Source organism: Thermoflexibacter ruber (assembly GCF_900113045.1).
In the GTDB taxonomy this organism is placed as follows: Bacteria; Bacteroidota; Bacteroidia; order Cytophagales; family Thermoflexibacteraceae; genus Thermoflexibacter; species Thermoflexibacter ruber.
Genome location: NZ_FONY01000021.1, coordinates 1 through 16,858, shown reverse-complemented (window position 1 = coordinate 16,858; position 16,858 = coordinate 1). Strand labels below are relative to the sequence as shown.

The window sequence follows — 16,858 nt, the reverse complement described above, 5'->3', positions numbered from 1 at the left end:
TATCTCTATTTTTTAACTAAAATCCAGTGCTTAGGAGCAAAACTTTCCCTTTCTTTTGCCAAGTTTGTGTGAGGATTAATAAAAAGTTGGCTACTTCGTCCATTGAGAGAAACATAACTCTCTACAAAGACCTCTGGTTCTCGCAAACCTTTTTGTTGATAAGTATTTGCCAAAAAATGAGCGAATTGGAGTATCATGTCAGGTTGGGTACTCATCATTTTTTCCTGCAAAGGGGTGAGGTAGCCTTGGTTATTGATTTTTATGCTTTTCCCTAATATAGCGTCTTTAACAGTAAAAAAAGCAATCCCTGTCTTTTCTATCAGCATGACCCGCCAAGAGAATCTGAAACCCTCTTCTGTCCAAAACAAATCATTGGGATACAGCAAATAGCGAAAAGGCAAAAATAGCTGAACCGCAAAATAAAGAAGAAACAAAATAGTTTTGAGAACTTTGTATTGCACTAAAAAATGTGATGGCTGTAGCGAGGTAGTTTCTAATCTTTGCTCTTTATTTATATTTGGTTGATAGCTTCTATTCTGAAAAGATGAATGAAAAAAAAGAAGTTCATTAATCTTTTTGGCTAAGGACTGCCAATCTTTTTCTGAGAAAAAAATTAAAGTACTGACTATCATGATATAAGGGAATAGACCTATTTGAGGGAAAAGAATAGCTGTAAGTACATGAAAAATAAGCACAAAGAGATACGCAACCCTTCGTACTTTTTTCCACCATAGCAAAAAGCCAATAGAAAGGTCAAAAAACATTCCAGCCCAAGAAAATATATAGGCTGTTTCAGGAAACTGCAAAAACCACCCTGCAACGGGCAAATCCGTTTTTACTGATAACCATATTTTTAGAGGCAGAGCCTCTAAGAGCCAGTCAGCATGTATTTTAGCAACTCCTGCAAAAAAATAAGTAATAACTAACTGCAATTGAATAGTTATCAAATAGATAGAAGGTATTTCTTTCCTGTAAACTTTTTGGCTACGCCAAGCATCTACCGAGAAGCGGCAATGAGCAGGAAGGAAAACTAATAAAAAACTCAACAGGCTTATCAAATAATAGTGATTCAGATAGTTGGTTTTATCTATCAATTCGATGTAGGTAAAAGAAGAAAAAAATACGACGGTTGAAATGCGATAGAAAAAGCCCAAAGCTATCAGCAAGGCAGACAAGCCCACTAAAAAGAATAATACATACATGCCATAAGCAGGCAGGGGCTTTACCCATTCAAATCCATAATAGGCAAAATAAAACTTAGGCTTGATGTAAAGTTCTTCAATCCAGCCCTTTAGCCAAAAGCGAATGGTGCTTAGAAGCATCAACGTGCCGAATCCAATGCGAAATATTGCTAAAGGGACAGGAGAAACAGGAGCAAACAGCCACTTCATCTTTTCGTTTAGAGCAAAAGACCTACACCAAACATAATGACAAATTGCAAGGTACTTAATGCCATTTGTTTAAGGTAAGGGTCAAGGCGAGCAGGTTCTTCATACAGCTTGACAGCTCTTGCATTAATAAGGAAAAGTGGGGCAGTAATAAGAAAAAGCCATTGATAGTTACTGTAATAGTTCAAAGCAGTAAATATAATCGCACAAGAAAAACCCACCGACAGCAATGCCCAATGATAATAGACAGCTTTTTCTCTCCCAAGTCTGACAGGAATAGATAGCTTTCCTGCTTTTTTGTCTGAGGTAATATCTCTGATATTGTTGATATTCAGTACACCTACGGCAAAAAGCCCGCAACTTGTAGCAGGTAAGAGTATCCAAACGCCAAAATGATGTGTGTAAAGAAAATAAGTGCCTATTACTCCCACCCAACCAAAAAATATCAGCACAGAAATATCGCCCAGCCCTGCATATCCATAAGGTTTTTTTCCTGCTGTATAAGTAATAGCGGCTATAATAGCGGCTATGCCTAATCCCAAAAATATAAAGAAAAGAGATAAGTTGTCTTTGAAAGCCGTCCAAATTAGACTCAGCCCGCTGAGTAAAGCTAAGCCAATAAAAATGTAAATAGCTTTTTTCATAGCTTGGGGAGAGATTTTCCCCGTCTGAACAGCACGCTTCGGTCCCAGTCTTTCTGAATGATCTGCTCCATGCACCGAGTCCCCATAGTCATTTGCCAAATTAGACAATATTTGAAGGAAAATAGTAGTTAGTACTGCCAGAATAAAAATACTTAGTTCAAATCTTCCATGTGCAGCAGCTAAAAAACTTCCCATGAAAATAGAAGACAGTGCCAAAGGCAAGGTACGAAGTCGGAAAGCACTTAGCCATACTTTAATATTCATTGTTGTATGATTTAATCTTTCTTAAAATGTCTGATTTCAAAACACAAATTAAGAAAAAAAGTATGGCAAAAAGTGAGAAAAAATACAAAAGTGGCAAATAATTATTTTACCAAGTTTCCCTTTTCATGATTAAAGCAAGCACCAAATAAGCAATTACAGGAAAGCCAATGCCTAAAAAAAAGCAAACTACAAAGCCTATTCTTACTATGGCAGGGTCTATGCCAAAATACTCTCCAAGTCCTCCACATACCCCTGCTATCATCTTGTTTTTTTCTGATTTTATTATGTTCATGATACACTAAGGATTAAATTTTGTTTAAATTTTTAGTTTTTCTGTGAATTAATTTGACTTTTATTGTTATACGTAATGATAGAAATTTTGATACATTTTTTTACGTAAAATCTGATAATTTTTTCATATCCAATATCCTAAAAAAAATGAAAATAGGCATTGTTTGTTATCCTACTTTTGGCGGGAGTGGCGTAGTAGCTACCGAGCTTGGCAAGGCATTGGCAGAGCAAGGGCATGAAATTCACTTCATTACCTACGACCAGCCTACTCGCTTAGACTTTTTTAGCCCCAATCTCTACTATCACAAAGTAGATATTCGTACCTATCCACTATTTGAATATCCGCCTTACGAACTTGCTTTGGCAAGCAAGATGGTCAATGTAGTCAAATACGAACAGTTAGACCTGCTACACGTTCACTATGCCATTCCTCATGCCTCAGCAGCTTATATGGCTAAGCAAATTCTAAAAACAGAAGGTATTTATATTCCTGTAGTTACGACTTTGCACGGAACTGACATCACTTTGGTAGGCAAAGATGAAAGCTACGAGCCTGTAGTTACATTTAGCATCAACCAATCTGACGGCGTAACGACAGTATCTAAAAGCCTCAAGCAAGATACTTACGAACATTTTGCTGTTACCCAAGAAATAGATGTAATCCCTAACTTTATAGATTTGAGGCGTTTCAAAAAACAGAAAAAAGACCATTTCAAAAAGGCAATCAGCCCTAATGGAGAAAAAATCATAGTGCATACTTCCAATTTTAGAAAAGTAAAACGGATAGACGATATACTGAGCGTTTTTTGTAAATTGAGTAAAGAAATTCCCGCCAAATTGCTTATGATAGGCGACGGTCCCGAAAGACGCAAAGCAGAAGTTTTCTGTCAAGAGCATAATCTTTTGGACGATGTACGATTTTTAGGAAAATTGGAAGCTATTGAGGAGGTACTTTCTGTAGCTGACTTATTCATTATGCCTTCTGAGAAAGAGAGTTTTGGCTTGGCGGCTTTGGAGGCGATGGCTTGCGAAGTGCCCGTGATTTCTACTAATACAGGAGGGTTGCCTGAATTGAACGTGCAAGGTGTTACAGGGTTTTTGAGCAATGTAGGAGATATAGAAGACATGGTAAAAAATGCGCTCATCATCTTAGATGACAATAACTTACCTCGCTTTAGAGAAAATGCTCTTGCCAGAGCCAAAGACTTTGAGTTGGATAAAATTAGACCTATGTACGAGGCTGTCTATGAAAAAGTATTGGCTAAAAGCATGAAAACTGAGGTAGCTTATTAATTCTAACTATCTACTTCCCAATTTGGAACACAGATTTTTAGTGATTAAATCTGTGTCCTATTTATCAGCTCGATGCGTAGAGATGAGTCAAAATAGCTTTGTCCTCCTTTGTCAAAGTCTGCCCCCTGCGCGACTTCATGACGCTTGCTGTTTCAAATAGCTTATCTAATTGTGTTTTGACAAAACCCGCAGCTCCCCCCCAAGCAAAATCAGGTACAAACTTTGGGGGAAAGTCTGCACCAAAAACATTTGCTCCAACGCCTATGACCGTCCCTGTATTGAGCATGGTATTGATACCACACCGTACAAAATCGCCCATAAATGTGCCACAAAACAGTTTTTCTGTATTTATATAGTCTTTGAAGCGATAGTTCCAAATGCTAACAGGTTTAAAGGTATTTTTCAAATTAGAACTATTCGTATCTGCTCCCATATTACACCACTCCCCAATCACCGAATTGCCTAAATAGCCATCATGCGCCTTGTTGCTATATCCTTGCACTACTACATTGCTTACTTCTCCTCCAAATTTAGAGAAAACACCAATCGTAGTGTCGCCCCGCATTTTTGCCCCAAAGTTCAATGATGCTCCTTCGCAAAGGGCGAAAGCCCCTCTTATTATGCACCCAATTTCTACCAAAGAGTTTTTCCCTAAGTAAATCGGGGCATTTTCAGCATCTAATATTGCGGCTTTGACTACTGCTCCTTCCTCTAAAAAAATATTATCTTTAGCGTAAGCAATAGTATGAGGGTCTGTAATAGGCTGGCTTTTTCTACCTTTTGTAATCATTTCAAAATCAGCAATAATCTGGTTTCTATTATGCTCAAATATGTGCCAAAGTTGGCTGATAATGGTAATATCTTCATTCATTTGTTGGAGAACAGGTATGCCCTCTACCAAAGCCTCATAGCTATTGAATATTTTATCTGTTCTTGCCGCAAGCAGGTGTTGTTCATTACTAATGACTTCATTATGAAAAAGTTGAAAAATTTGTCTTGTAATTTCTTTGTTAGGAAGCAGCCCTCCATTAATGTAGAAATTATCTGTATCATGTTGGAGTGGGAACTTTGTACTTAGGTAGTTGGGGGTCAGAAAGGAAACTTTAATGTCTTGATTTCCAAAATACTCGCTGAACCAATATTTCCACTTTTCTGCAATTTTCAAAATACCTATACGCAAGTCTGCCAAAGGACGAGTCAAAGTAAGTGGAGAGAGGTCAAGATGTTGAGTTGGCGTATCAAAAAAAATTAGGTTCATTCTTTTTGAAAGATAAGGTTTAAAATTTGTTCAGCATCAAGTCATACAAAAAACCTTGCTAAGATAGGACTTTGTTCTCATTTTCACAATATTGTAGCCCAATCAAATCATTTTTACTTGTAAAAGTACAAGTTTAACAGAGTTATTTGCTAAATTAGCCCAAATAATCACCTATTTCTCGCATGTACTTAGCCCAAATTCAAATCAAAAAAATTATTGATGCTCTCAAAAATGGGCAAACTTTTGCAAGGCGTGGACGAGTAGGTTTTGGTTTAGCATACGCCGATAATCTATTTGAGTTCATAGAATTTGACGAAGCGATGAGCTATTCCCAAGTCTATTCAGAAGAAGATTTTATGGTTTTCCTTCAAAAATTAAATATTAGCCAAGATGACTGGAGATTTTTACTAGAAGATTTAGGTATTGACCTGTAAAAATAAACGATTGATTATCAATTTATTTGAATTTTAGTTTTTTTTTCTAATATTTGCCAAGTAATCTTTCTATCATTGTTAAAACCTATTAATGTATGCGATTTTTGATGATAGTTTGCCTGATTGGTATTTTTGCGAGCGTAAAAGCCCAAAAAAATGCTAACTCCAAAATAGATACGACTGCTAAAAACGCCAATCAGAAAGCAAGTAATGAAACAGAAATAGTCAAAGTAGTTATAGATGCAGGGCATGGGGGCATAGACCCCGGTACAGAAGGGAGCAGTCCTAAGTTTAAAAATGAAAAAGACATTACCTTAGATATTGCCTTGAAAGTGGGGAAGTTAGTAGATGAAAACTACGAAAACATTAAGGTTATCTATACTCGAAAAAGAGATATTACAATAAGTTTGGAGCAGAGAGTAGCCATAGCCAACGAAGCCAAAGCAGACTACTTTGTAAGTATTCACTGCAACTCGAGCCACAAAAAAGATGTATCAGGTACGCAAATGCACGTACACGACTTTACTTATCCGAAAAGCACCAAGCTGGCACAGATGTTAGACGAAGAGTTTACCACGCGTGCCAAACGCAACTCCAAAGGGCTTTTCAATGCCAAAGACCGCCGTTTTAACCTCTATGTACTCCAATATACCACTATGCCGGGAGTATTGATAGAAACAGGCTTCCTTTCGCACAAAGAGGAGGAGGAGTTTTTGAACTCTGAAAGTGGTCAGGAGATAGTATCTTCTGCGATTTACAGAGGAATAAGAAATTTTTTGACAAAATCAGGCTACAAACTCATTGCTAAGGAAAAAGAAGAGGATAAAAAAGCAGTAGCAAAGCAGGATACCCAAAATGCAAATAGTGCTGTCTTAGCTAACTACAAAGAAGAAAAAACTCCCCCACGTGCCAAAGCACCCAAAGACGAAAAAGTAGTTTACAAAGTCCAAATCTCTGCCTCGCCTAAGCCTATTCCTACTAATCATACAGATTTTAAAAAGTTGGACATGAAGATAGATGAAATCAAAAATGAAGAAAAAAAGGGTAGTTTTTTCTACAAATATACTGTTGGGAATGTCTATACTATAGAAGATGCCCTGACTTTGATGGAGTATGTGCGAAAAAGAGGATTTAAAGATGCTTTTATTATTAAGTTGAATAGGTAAAGAAATGGCATACACAAATTTTCACTATTCCTTTCATTTTCCAAATAGATTTATTTAGCTTGCCAACTCGAATCTAAACTCAATAGTAAATATGACATTAGAACTTTCTTGGATTGATTGGGCAATCATTGGTGCTTTTTTTATTTTTTCCATAGCCATTGGGCTTGCCGTAGCCAAAGATGCAGGCAAAAGTGCGGAAGATTTTTTCCTCTCAGGGCGTAATATGCCTTGGTGGCTACTGGGCGTATCTATGGTAGCGACTACTTTCTCTGCGGATACCCCCAACTTAGTTACCAATATTGTCAGAGAAAACGGAGTAGCAGGAAACTGGGTGTGGTGGGCTTTTTTACTTACGGGTATGCTTACCGTTTTTATCTATGCCAAACTTTGGAGACGCTCAAAAGTCATCACTGACTTAGAATTTTATGAGCTACGGTATAGTGGGAAAGAAGCTGCATTTATTCGCGGTTTTAGGGCAATTTATTTAGGCGTATTTTTTAACGTGATGATTATGGCAAGTGTATCCCTTGCCGCTATCAAGATAGGAGGCGTAATGCTCAACCTCAGCCCTGTCCAAACTTTGCTGATTGCTTCCATAGTTACTGTCATTTATAGCTCATTAGGAGGGCTTAAAGGAGTGCTTTATACCGATTTTTTCCAATTTATTATTGCGATGATTGGCTCTATAGGAGCTGCGATAGTTGCGCTTAACCTCCCTCAAATCAATGGTTTGGATAACCTACTTGCACAACCCAATTTACAAAATAAGCTCAACTTTATTCCTGATTTTTCAGATACTAAGAATCTTATCATGCTCTTTATCATACCCTTAGCGGTGCAGTGGTGGAGCGTTTGGTATCCAGGGGCGGAGCCCGGCGGGGGTGGGTATATTGCCCAGCGTATGCTTTCTGCCAAAAATGAAAAACATGCCATAGGTGCAACTTTGTTTTTTAATGCAGCACATTATGCCTTGCGCCCTTGGCCTTGGATTATTGTTGCTTTCTGCTCTATGATAGTATTTCCCGATTTGGCAAGCCTCAAAGAAAAATTCCCCCATATTCCTGATGATAAAATAGGCAATGACTTAGCTTATCCCGCTATGCTTACTTATCTGCCTGTGGGCTTAATGGGCTTAGTAGTTGCTTCTTTGATTTCCGCTTTTATGTCGACTATCTCTACGCAGTTAAATTGGGGTTCGTCTTATATCACCAATGACTTTTACTTGCGCTTTATCAATCCCCATGCTTCTCAAAAACAACTGGTGAATATTGGTAGAATTTCTACCATAGTATTGATGGCTTTGGCGGCTTTGCTGGCTTTGTCCTTAGAAAGTGCTTTGAAAACTTTTGATATTCTCTTGCAAATAGGCGCAGGAACAGGACTTATTTTTATTCTTCGCTGGTTCTGGTGGCGCATCAATGCTTGGAGTGAAATTACGGCTATGGTTGTTTCTTTCCTCATTGCCTTGTATTTCCATTTTATACACGAAAAAGTATTGGGATTTTCTCCCTTAGAAAGCCATTGGCAGTTGTGCATAGGTGTACTTATTACTACGCTTGCTTGGGTAAGTGTAGCACTGGCTACTCGCCCAACCGACATGAAAACCTTGATTTCTTTTTACAAATTAACACGACCAGGAGGAGTAGGTTGGAAAGCAGTAGTCGACCAAGCTGAAGCAGAAGGCACACCCATAAAAAGTGCGGAGGAAGACAGCAGAGGCATTGCCAAAGAATTGCTTTGTGTGTTCTTAGGCTCTATCACTATATACAGTGCTTTATTTGCCACAGGTTCATGGATTTACGGAAATACTGTCCCTGCTATTGGGCTTTCCTTGCTTGCTTTGCTTTGCGGATATTTTATTTTTAAAGTATGGGGAAAACTGAATACGAGGCAGTCATAAAAGTTATGCTACTTAAAGTCCCCTTCTCCTTTTGGAGGTAGGGATTTGGATAAAAGTGCGTGTAAATACTACTTTTTACTTAAATTGATTTTTATACTCATCTCTGACAGGTTTCGCAAACCTGTCAGATGTAAAAGATTGATAATAATGCTTTTTCACTTAAATAATTCGCAAACTAATCTTGTTCGGGTTTAACAACCAGCAAAAAAAATCTCTGAAATAGCTACGTCTTTATACTTTTTGCCTTCATACACTTCCAAAATCTGCATTTTTACTTTTGTTCCCCCTGTTTCTGTTTTTTTAGGGTCTATTTTGAGGTGTTCTGGGAAAGCAAAACTTTGTATGCCCATCTTGTCTTCTAAAATTACTTCAAAAATGGGTTTGCCCTCGATAAACACGCGTAGTTTTTTTACTCTGGAGTTATTTTCCCAAGTATTTTTATCCTTCTGATAGCCATTAAGAATACAGCAAGTATAAAAAAATACCGTTTTAAATTCTATGTATTCCCCTATGCCGTAGTCTGCTTTCCCTTCTACCCATGCAGTTGTAGGGTCGTCATCAGCGATATTTTTAGCTTGGTAGCTATTTTTCCCTTGCGAGGCTAAGGTGGAGGAGGCTTGGGGACTGTTTACAAATTCAGAACAATCGCCTGTTACCCAAAAGTCAGGACCCTCATCGCCGGGTTTGGGTTTCTCCAGCATCCAGTCGTAATAACGCTCTTTTTGAGTAGCTTGGGCTTTGACAATAGGTAACTGCTGGGCATAACTCAAAGAAAAGTAAAAACACAATAATAGAAATATAAGGATTTTCATAAAAATTGGTCTTTGGATTGTGATTTAAAGTTAAGCCTTTTTTATAAAAATCTCGCTCAGACAAGTCTATTTGTTAAACTTTTCTTTTGCTAAGGAAAACCTAAACCTTTTGTCTATTTTTGTAGAGAGCAAAAGCAAATCTAAGCCATCCCAAGCTACATCAAAGAATTGCTCATATTAGAAAAATGGTAACGTATTAGCTTAGGTTTCTACTGATTTAATTAAAATTTTCTCTAAGCTGCTAAAAAGTATAATATAACAAGTTGATTCTCATAAATGAATCTGTCAGTTTGGATTCATGGTCATAATTACAAACGAAGTTATTGACTATGGATTAATTCATTAATCGCTGTCTTGAATCGGTCTTCAAAATCAAATCCCTGTTTCCCGCTAATAAACTCCTTTTTGAGTTTGGAGAAGGTAGAATTTTGGACACCTATGTGGTCTAAGGTAGCAAAAGCCTTTTCCAAATCCGCATTGTCTATGTGAACTAAAACTTTTCTTAAACCCTCAAGAACATCAGGTGTTGGTGGCGATGGCTGGATATATTTTTTCAAAAGATGACTCTGACTTAGCAAATAAAAACCAAAGAGTAAGGCTATTAGACCTATACCATAATTCATTTCTTCTATGCTAATGAATCCTAATAGCTTATGGAAAGATATAATCAATATCAATAAAATGGCATAAATCCAAATTACACCAACTAAACGAGCAGAAATAGCTATAAATTTGACTAAGATAAAAAAATAGAATGTGTGCAACCCTATCCAAGGTAGTACCCCAATCACTTCGTCAGGCTCAAAACTAAATATTTGATAAAGAGCAAATAATCCTATCCATGTGATATTTGCCCATATAAAATGTTTGCTTTGCATTTTTTTAGTGATTATAGGTCAATATTCATTTTAAGGCATAATACAGTAACGACTTGATTTTCAAAGCATAATCATTAATGTAGCTTTGGTAACGTATGCCCATATCTTTGTAGTGATAATCACTGCGAGGCGCAAGCAAAATGGAAGTGCCATATTTGCCATCTATCATGCACTCAAATAATACTTTTTCTACTTCTTTAGTAAGGTAAAAGCGCAGTTCTATTCGCTCAAAATGACCGAAAAATAGGTCATGGAGCATCTCATTTCTTAGATTAGTAATGATAATCTTGACCTGCTTGTCTATGGACTCTTTGACATCAAACTTGGACTGCTCGAACCAAGTCCCTTTCTTAGCGTAATATTGGCGTAAAATACTAATAATACGTAATCGAGCAACCTCAAAATCATCTATCGAGGTTGCTTCCTTAGGTGGAATGATTTTAGCAGCAGGCAGTTGGAATTTCTCTACATGAGCAACTTTGGGCTTATTATGTTCAATGATATTAAAACTGTAGTCTTTATCAGGGTCAAGTCCTGCTTTGACCTCAAACTTACTCAGACTTTCAGTAGGCTCTTCTATGATAAGCAGCGCTTGCTTTGCTTCTACTTCGCATAGAAAAACAAATTTTTCAAAAATATCTTTTTCCAAATTACGCTTGTATTGGGATAGGTAGCTTTCTCGCAAAGCTATCCATACCTCAGGTGATAAAGCATAAACCCGTAAAATTACATAGCTTGGTACTGTCTGAATACGAATATCTGTGATTTTGAGGCTATCTATGCCTACTTGGACAAGCCAAGCCTTCATATCCGCTTTTTGGTTAGCAAAAAAAGCAGAGTCCTGTTGAGTAAATATTTCCTGCCCCTGAGCAAGGAAGGAATTAAACATAAAGCAAAAGCACAAAAGTAAATAAAGTCGTTTCATTAGTAATGACGATACAATTTTATAAAGAATATACCTTATCCCAAAGTTAATACCTTTTTAATGAAAAACCATAGACCCTATTTGAATTTTCGATGTAGTATCTAATATGTCGTAACACCTACTTTCCTAAGTAGGTGGAAAGCAAATCATATTTATACCAACAGTTGGGTATGTAGTACCTATTTTCTAAATAGGTAAAAAATCTATCTCAACAGTTGGAAACTGTTGGGTACAGAGGTGGTTGGGTAAAAGTTAAAAGTATTGGTTGTAGTCAGGCTTAATGTAGGAATATTTCCAATCTTCTATTCGCAAGCATAAACCTGCCTTCACTGGGTTATTAAGCACATAAAACAAAATCCTATCTAATTCATCAGCATCACGTACCAGCCTATCATAGCTTTCATGTTGCCAAAATTGTCCTGACAAGTTTAAGATTTTGTTGCAATTTCTTGCGGAGAAGAGTTTGATGGAGTGCATCAAGGTCTGCAAATAAATCACTTTTTCAGCTTCATCATCTCCTAACAAACGGAGAACAACATGAACATGATTGGACATGATGCAATAGGCATATAACTCAATCCGTTTGTTGTCCCAATAATGCAAACTGTCAGCTACAACTTTGGCGACTCTGTCGTCTTTGAGGTAGTGATTGCCAGATTGTAGAGTATCTAAGTATTTGTCTCGCTTGGCGAAATAACGCTTATCGAGGTTGTCCAATTCAATAGGGGAAATTGGATTTTTTTGTAAAATGGCTCGCTTTTCTATTTCATAATCCTCTTGCCACCGCTCAAATACTTCTCTGGGTATGCAGCCGTTAAGATTGTAAGTTACGAAGAAAGTACCGCCAAGTGGTTGCCAATGAGGGAGTTTTGCTCTATAAAAATCAGTATTTTGCATCATGGTACTTACTTTGATTGTAGTATGCACTTTCCAAGTGTATAAATATAGTAAAAAAATATATTTACAATACCAACAGTTAGGAAACTGTTGGGTACAGGGGTAGTTGGATACGTAACACCTACTTTCCTAAGTAGGTGAAAAAACGAAGTATTTTTTATATCAATATATTCTAACAGTTGTACACTGTTGGGTATGTAGCACCTATTTTCTAAATAGGTAAAAAACCTATCCCAACAGTTAGGAAACTGTTGGGTACAGGGGTAGTTGGGTACGTAACACCTACTTTCCTAAGTAGATGAAAAAACGAAGTATTTTTTATTTCAACAGTTAGGAAACTGTTGGGTATGTAGCACCTATTTTCTAAATAGGTAAAAAATCTATCCCAACAGTTGGAAACTGTTGGGTACAGGGGTAGTTGGGTACAGAGAACCTTGTGCCACTTTCGATAAAAACTCTACTACTCACAGCACAAGGTTGGGTTTATTTGGTGTTTTTGGCACGCAAGACAGCAAGCGAGATAGAAAATTTCATGGTACTCGCTTCCTTGAAAGCAAGCAATCGAGAAGATTTCCATATTGGAAAGACGAAAACCTATGTTGTTGTTACGATTCGTAGGGTTGTTGTTGTTACGATTCGCTACACGCAAGTTCTGCGGGTTGTTGTTCCAACTCCCGCCCCGATTCACTCGGTTAGAGCCTTCCTGCTCGCTGCCTTTTGCAAGATACTATTTCTCAGCTCATAATTGCCAAAATAAGACAAATAAGCCCAATAACTATTCACGCTTTCTAAAAACTGTGCTTCTGTAATTTTACCTTTTTGCAGGGCAGTTTCTTTGTTTTGAAGCCTTTTAATTACTCTACGCAGGTTTTCATTTCTGATGCGAAGCATAGCAGGAAAAACTCGCCTGCCCAAAAAACTCAAGCCATTTGCCTGTTGGTTAAAAAAACAAGCATTTTCTTTCAAGAAAAGCCCTAATTGGGTAGAAAGAAAACTTTGGATTTGATTTCTCCACATTTTGAGATGGGTTTTATCAGGGCTGAACAATACAAAGTCGTCCATATAACGCAGGTAACACTTCACTTTGAGGGTTTCCTTGACAAAAAGGTCAAAGGGGTGGAGGTAAACATTGGCAAAAAACTGACTCGTGAGGTTGCCAATAGGTAGCCCTTTCCCATCTTTGCCTCCATTGCCAATGATTCTTTTGATAACTTCTATCAGCTTTTTGTCTTTGATTTTCTTTTCTAAAATCTGTATAAGTATTTCATGGTCAATAGAATCAAAGAATTTTTCAATATCTGCTTTGAAAAACCAACGATTTTTACGTAAAAAGGCTTGAGAACGCAAAACGGCTTTATGAACTCCTTTGCCTTTACGGGTAGCATAAGAATCATAGATAAAACATTTTTCGTAAATAGGCTCTAACACATTGACAAGGGCGTGATGCACTACTCTATCTCGAAAAGTAGCCACAGAAATTGTGCGCTCTTTGGGGTCGTGAATCTGAAAATGCCGATAAGAGGCAGGCTGATAGGTGTGGCTTTCTAAGGCTTCTTTGAGGGAGAGCAGTTCTTTTTCTAAATGAAAAGCAAAAGCGGCACTTTCTTGGTTTTTCCTGCTTCCTTTCTTGGCTTTGTAGTATGCCAAAAGCAAGTTGTCAAAGCTACAAAAAGTAGCATATAAGTTTCCTATTCTTTGCATTCTTTGAGCCAGCCTCCGCACATCCTGCCTGTTTGATTGAGTTCTTGGATTCCATATTCGTATTGGGCAAGGCTCATATATTGCCTGTCTTTGGAAAGACGAAAAAAGATACGCAACTTTTCCAAATTCATATTTACCTTTTGGAGTAGGGGGATTTTGGCTTTGGAATAAATCGCTTCGGTGAGTAGCTCTAAGTTTTCTATGGTCAAAGCCGCTATCCGACTACTTACCGTAAAGCGAGTTTGCTTGGGCATTTTGTCGCATTTGTCCAAAATCCAATCGGTGGTTTTATACCAATGCTCAAATATGGGGTATTGGAAGTTGTCTGTCATTTACTTTTCGGGTAGATAAAACGCTTTGATAATTTCTATGATTTCCTTGCCGTACTTATCTATTTTTTTCCTGCCGAAGCCCTTGATGTCTTTGAGGGACTCTAAGGTAATGCACTTTCGCAGAACTATGTCCATTAGCTGGGCATTGTTGCATATCAAGTACACAGGGAAGCCCTCTTTTTCTCCTTTGAGTTTGCGCCACTCTTTGAGCTTGATGTATGCCGCTTTTTGCGTATCGTCCAGTTCTCTGATTTTCTCCTCTCCTTTGGGCAATACGTCGTAAAGCACTGATACAGACCAGTAAGGCTTACCTTCACTCGTAAAAAAGCGACTTTTGACCTCATGCACTTTTTTATTCAAGCAAAAATCTGCGATGATGTGGTCAGGAAAACCTTGCGTAACCTCGTCAAAAGGCAAGGTAAATATACGAATCAGCATATATACAAAATGATATATGTGAGATAAATTTACTATATATAAAATAAAAAACAAATATATTAGCTCCTTTTTTTGTTTATATATAAACAAAAAAAAGTGTCTGACTTAGGAAGTCAGACCTACTGTATTGGGGGCTAAAAGGTAAAAAGGTAAGAATACTAAAACTTAATCCATCTTGGAAAGACGAAAACCTATGCTGCTGCGACGATACGTAGGGTAGTTGTTGACACGAACCGCTACACGCAAGGACCGCGGGTTGTGGCGCCAACTCCCGCCCCGACCCACTCGGTAAGAGCCTGTATTTGCACCCGTTGGATTGGTTTGTGGAGAAGCTGAATAAGCCCCATACCAATCGCTACACCATTCCCATACGTTGCCAGACATATTGTAAAGTCCTAAGCTATTAGGAGAAAAAGAATCTACAGGTACAGTTTTACCTCTATAAGTCCCTGCCACTGAATACGATTTTTTGTAAGAAGCGGAAGCATCAAAGTTCATTTGGCTGGGGTCTGCGGTATTGCTCCCATTGCCAAAGAGGACTTTTTTCCCTCCTTCCCTTGCAGCATATTCCCACTCTGCTTCAGTGGGCAGTCGGTATTTTTTGCCTGTTTTGGCGTTTAGCTTTTTGATATACTCTTGCACGTCTTCCCAAGAAACTTGCTCTACAGGTAAGTTATCTCCTTTGAAGTAAGAAGGATTGCTACCCATAACAGCTACCCATTCTTTTTGGCTTACCTCGTACTTTCCCATGTAAAAGTTATCCACTGTTACGCTATGCACAGGTTTTTCATTATTATAGCAGTCTCGCTGTTCGGAGGTGCAGCCCATCTCGAAGGTGCCTCCCTGCACATAGACCATTTCAGGCTCGAAGGGGAGGAGGTCTTGTTTGGTGATTAGTGATGAGTTGTTAGTGGTTTGTTGTTTGGCTTTAAGTTTTTGGGAGATTTCAGTTTTGTACTTGCTGTTGGGGTAGTCCTCGAGGAAAGTTTCGTAGAGGCTTTTTTCATCTCTTTGAATAGCACGTTGGTAGTCTTTTTCTTCTCTGTTGTCAGTAGTTGGGGTAGTTACGGGTTTGGTATCGGGTTTTTGGAAGTAAAAGTTGCCTTTTACATTGTTAGTGCTCCAAGATTCTTGAACGCCTTGGGTATATTGGGCTACATATTCATTTACTTTTCTGAAAAAACTTTCTAAGACTTCGGTAGGATATTGGTCAAGTACAGTAGTAAACGCCCTGATATAGGGGCTATTTTCGCCTCCTCTGCCATCCAGAGCCTTTTGTCCTGGGGCGGCAGCAAAGGAGATGAGTGTGCCTTGTGCTTGGGCAAAGTTGATAGTGGCACTTTGATTATCTCTTCGGGTAAATGTGGGGGTAGTTAAGCCTGCGTTGGGGTCTATGGAGGGGAAGTCCCGTGTCCAGCTTTTGGCTGTGGGGTTGGCGCGGCAGGCATCTATCATGATTATCTGCATATCTGCCTTGCTTTGGCTGAGGTTGGCTTCCAAGCGAGAGAGTGGGTAGCACTCATAAGGGAGGTCTGCGGGCTTGTTTACTTCTGCCCCTATGGGGAAGAGGAAGTTTTCTCCGTTGTCTTGCATTCCATGCCCCGAGAAGTAAAAGAGGGCAGTTACGTAATACCCTTGTTGCTTGAGCGAGGTAATCTTACTGATAAATTCGCCTACTTTGCTCTTCATGTTTGTCAGGGAAAGGTCGTAGAAGAGAGTAACTTCAAATCCGACCTTCTTCAATGCGGTAGTGAGTGAGTTTACGTCATTAATTGGGTTGTAGAGCTTTGCCTCTCCGGCGTAGTTGGCATTGCCAATTAAGAGAGCTACTCGCTTTTCGGGCATGGACTGCCTCGCTTGCGTAAAAGCGAGTATGAAAAATAGTATTAACGTGAATTATTTTACATTTTCTTGAATAAATACAATTTGTTTGTCCTCTAATTTTTGTGGATATGCTTTTATGTTTGGTGTTTTTTCCAAAAATGTATAAGCAATTAAGCCTGCCAGCAAATTAATAAGAAAATTTTTAGGGCTTCTGTGCCTTGAATGTTCTATATTTAGTTGATTTTTAAGTACATCGAAAGCAGTTTCTATCAATCCTCTATGCCTTAAATAATAGGCTTGTGGTTCTGTTAATACTTGATTTTTCTTCATATTAGCTCTTAACTTAGTGATTAAGTGCAAGTTTCTTTCTGCAAATTCTTCTTTTAGTGCAGTAATATAACCCTTATCTCCAT

The 16,858-nt window shown here is 38.2% G+C and carries 18 protein-coding genes; 4 read left to right on the top strand and 14 right to left on the bottom strand.

All coding sequences use genetic code 11. The features are described from left to right. Positions 1-5: 5 nt before the first annotated feature. The 3 genes from BM141_RS12300 to BM141_RS12290 all read right to left on the bottom strand — a co-directional run bounded on the left by BM141_RS12300 (position 6) and on the right by BM141_RS12290 (position 2,588). Positions 6-1,391, bottom strand: coding sequence for an HTTM domain-containing protein (locus BM141_RS12300; RefSeq protein WP_091545762.1), 1,386 nt, complete (start codon positions 1,389-1,391; stop codon positions 6-8). A gap of 8 nt (positions 1,392-1,399) precedes the next feature. Then, on the bottom strand, positions 1,400-2,296 hold the full coding sequence (locus BM141_RS12295; RefSeq protein ID WP_091545760.1) for a 1,4-dihydroxy-2-naphthoate polyprenyltransferase: 897 nt from the start codon (positions 2,294-2,296) through the stop codon (positions 1,400-1,402). Positions 2,297-2,402: 106 nt separating this feature from the next. Continuing rightward, complete coding sequence (locus BM141_RS12290) at positions 2,403-2,588, bottom strand: PspC domain-containing protein (protein WP_221407678.1); 186 nt, start codon at positions 2,586-2,588, stop codon at positions 2,403-2,405. Positions 2,589-2,734: 146 nt separating this feature from the next. On the opposite strand from BM141_RS12290, the gene bshA reads away from it, so the two are divergent. Further along, positions 2,735-3,880, top strand: a complete 1,146-nt coding sequence (gene bshA / locus BM141_RS12285; protein WP_091545755.1) for an N-acetyl-alpha-D-glucosaminyl L-malate synthase BshA — start codon at positions 2,735-2,737, stop codon at positions 3,878-3,880. A gap of 64 nt (positions 3,881-3,944) precedes the next feature. Here bshA and BM141_RS12280 read toward each other — a convergent pair whose 3' ends face one another. Further along, the gene (locus tag BM141_RS12280) at positions 3,945-5,138 is read right to left on the bottom strand and encodes a putative sugar nucleotidyl transferase (protein WP_091545753.1); all 1,194 of its coding nucleotides are present in this window, start codon (positions 5,136-5,138) and stop codon (positions 3,945-3,947) included. A 182-nt stretch (positions 5,139-5,320) separates the two neighbouring features. Here BM141_RS12280 and BM141_RS12275 point away from each other — a divergent pair, with 182 nt between their 5' ends. The 3 genes from BM141_RS12275 to BM141_RS12265 all read left to right on the top strand — a co-directional run bounded on the left by BM141_RS12275 (position 5,321) and on the right by BM141_RS12265 (position 8,638). Continuing rightward, positions 5,321-5,572: a hypothetical protein gene (locus BM141_RS12275; protein ID WP_091545751.1), complete on the top strand. Its 252-nt coding sequence runs from the start codon at positions 5,321-5,323 to the stop codon at positions 5,570-5,572. Between the two features lie 95 nt (positions 5,573-5,667). After that, on the top strand, positions 5,668-6,738 hold the full coding sequence (locus tag BM141_RS12270; protein ID WP_091545747.1) for an N-acetylmuramoyl-L-alanine amidase family protein: 1,071 nt from the start codon (positions 5,668-5,670) through the stop codon (positions 6,736-6,738). A 91-nt stretch (positions 6,739-6,829) separates the two neighbouring features. Further along, positions 6,830-8,638 carry a sodium:solute symporter family protein gene (locus BM141_RS12265; protein WP_091545745.1) on the top strand — a complete coding sequence of 603 codons (1,809 nt, stop codon included), beginning with the start codon at positions 6,830-6,832 and terminating at the stop codon, positions 8,636-8,638. 191 nt (positions 8,639-8,829) lie between these two features. Here BM141_RS12265 and BM141_RS12260 read toward each other — a convergent pair whose 3' ends face one another. From BM141_RS12260 to BM141_RS12220, 10 genes are all read right to left on the bottom strand, one after another. Then, entirely contained in the window at positions 8,830-9,450 is a 621-nt protein-coding gene (locus BM141_RS12260) for an NADase-type glycan-binding domain-containing protein (protein ID WP_143090910.1), read from the bottom strand. Between the two features lie 320 nt (positions 9,451-9,770). Further along, the gene (locus tag BM141_RS12255; protein ID WP_091545741.1) at positions 9,771-10,328 is read right to left on the bottom strand and encodes a hypothetical protein; all 558 of its coding nucleotides are present in this window, start codon (positions 10,326-10,328) and stop codon (positions 9,771-9,773) included. Between the two features lie 25 nt (positions 10,329-10,353). Then, complete coding sequence (locus tag BM141_RS12250) at positions 10,354-11,253, bottom strand: hypothetical protein (RefSeq protein WP_143090909.1); 900 nt, start codon at positions 11,251-11,253, stop codon at positions 10,354-10,356. Positions 11,254-11,505: 252 nt separating this feature from the next. Then, positions 11,506-12,153 carry a transposase gene (locus tag BM141_RS12245; protein WP_091545735.1) on the bottom strand — a complete coding sequence of 216 codons (648 nt, stop codon included), beginning with the start codon at positions 12,151-12,153 and terminating at the stop codon, positions 11,506-11,508. A gap of 457 nt (positions 12,154-12,610) precedes the next feature. Continuing rightward, a complete protein-coding gene (locus tag BM141_RS22600) occupies positions 12,611-12,838 on the bottom strand; it encodes a hypothetical protein (RefSeq protein ID WP_143090908.1) in 228 nt (75 codons plus the stop codon). Then, a complete protein-coding gene (locus BM141_RS12240; protein ID WP_091545732.1) occupies positions 12,835-13,851 on the bottom strand; it encodes a reverse transcriptase/maturase family protein in 1,017 nt (338 codons plus the stop codon). Before BM141_RS12240 ends, BM141_RS22600 begins: the two co-directional genes overlap by 4 nt. Beyond that, positions 13,839-14,183, bottom strand: coding sequence for a diversity-generating retroelement protein Avd (gene avd, locus BM141_RS12235; RefSeq protein WP_091545730.1), 345 nt, complete (start codon positions 14,181-14,183; stop codon positions 13,839-13,841). Before avd ends, BM141_RS12240 begins: the two co-directional genes overlap by 13 nt. Next, on the bottom strand, positions 14,184-14,621 hold the full coding sequence (locus BM141_RS12230; RefSeq protein WP_091545727.1) for an HRDC domain-containing protein: 438 nt from the start codon (positions 14,619-14,621) through the stop codon (positions 14,184-14,186). Between the two features lie 165 nt (positions 14,622-14,786). After that, positions 14,787-16,466, bottom strand: a complete 1,680-nt coding sequence (locus BM141_RS12225; RefSeq protein ID WP_091545724.1) for an SUMF1/EgtB/PvdO family nonheme iron enzyme — start codon at positions 16,464-16,466, stop codon at positions 14,787-14,789. 51 nt (positions 16,467-16,517) lie between these two features. Next, positions 16,518-16,858 (bottom strand): transposase (locus tag BM141_RS12220; protein WP_143090853.1); only part of this gene is annotated, 341 nt, incomplete at its 5' end.